Origin of the sequence: Paraprevotella clara YIT 11840, assembly GCF_000233955.1 — a bacterium.
Taxonomy (GTDB): domain Bacteria; phylum Bacteroidota; class Bacteroidia; order Bacteroidales; family Bacteroidaceae; genus Paraprevotella; species Paraprevotella clara.
On the sequence record NZ_JH376655.1, the window covers coordinates 1 to 1,435 of the forward strand.

The following is a 1,435-nucleotide window of genomic DNA, read 5'->3' on the forward strand; positions in this document are numbered from 1 at the left end:
TCCTAAATTCAAGTAATAAAAGTAACTTTTTAATAAGGGTTTGTTTTTAATTTTTGTCTGCTGCAGACAAAAATTAAAAACAAAAAAAGCAAGGAAAAATCATATAGTTTTTCCTTGCCAAATGAAAAAAATCCTCATATTTGCGTTGTTGAAATTGAAAAATGTAAAGTACAAATTATGAGTCATATTTCATTGGGGCAAAGATACAAAATAGAAGGATATCTACAAATTAATTTAAAAAGAGCTCAAATTGCAAAAGAAATAGGGTTGCCTAAAAAGACTGTAAATCAAGAAATTAAAAGAAACTCTAATCCTCAAACAGGCATATATAAAGCTGAGGAAGCTCATCAATTATACCTTGATAGAATGCAGAAAAAGAGAAAAGCTATACATTTTACAGAGGAAATTAAAGAGCAGGTAACTACCCTTTTAAAAGAAGATTATAGTCCTGAACAAATTGCAGGAACACTAAAAAATATTTCTCATCAAACTATTTATAAGTTTGTTTGGAATGATAAGAAAAAGGGAGGTGATTTGTACAAACACCTTAGAAATCAGGGGAAAAGGTATCAAAGAAAAGAAACTTATAAATCAAATGATCCTATTAACGATAGAAAAAGTATAGACTTAAGACCAGCAATCGTTGAACAACGCTCACGCATAGGTGATTACGAAGTGGATTTAGTAATGGGAGCTAATCATAAAGGAGCTATTTTAACATTTAATGATAGAGCTACAGGTTATACTTTATTAGGGCACTTGCCTTGTAAGGGAGCTATCCATACAAAAGAAATGATAGCTAAGTTAATTACTGAAAATCAACTAACTATACATACAATAACCTCTGATAATGGCAAAGAATTTTCTAAACACAAAGAGCTATCAGAAGAGTTCAATTTAGACTATTATTTTGCTCATCCATATCATAGTTGGGAGAGAGGTTCTAATGAGAATTATAATCGTTTATTAAGACAGTACTTTCCAAAGGGAGCTGATTTAAGGTTTATAAATGAAGAAGAATTGGAGAGAGTACAAAACAAACTTAACAATAGACCTCGAAAAAGATTTGGTTATATGAGTCCAAAACAGGTATATTTGCAAGCTATTAAAAATCAAGGAAACGTTAACTTATTGAATAACAATCAGCAAAATTAAAAGTTACCTTTATGAATTGAATCTGCCGTTAGCATAAGCGGTAGTATCTTTTTTTACCTTTGATATATTTATTAGATATTTGTTCTTCGCTAATCTTTCGCTTATCCTTCGCTCTTTCTGTATCTTTCCTATACTCATTGTATAGGGTAGATGTATTTAGAGAAATATACTGTTTTGTTACAGAAAAACAGAAAAAAATTTAAACTGATTTTAGGTGCTTCAATATAAAAAATAACGTTTGTAGCAAGAGAGTCTAAATAGAAAAAAATAACACTTTCAT

Annotated in this window: 1 protein-coding gene; it reads left to right on the forward strand. The window is 29.6% G+C overall.

The genetic code is table 11. The features are described from left to right. The first annotated feature begins 177 nt into the window (after positions 1–177). On the forward strand, positions 178–1,155 hold the full coding sequence (locus tag HMPREF9441_RS16175; protein ID WP_008622987.1) for an IS30 family transposase: 978 nt from the start codon (positions 178–180) through the stop codon (positions 1,153–1,155). Positions 1,156–1,435 lie beyond the last annotated feature (280 nt).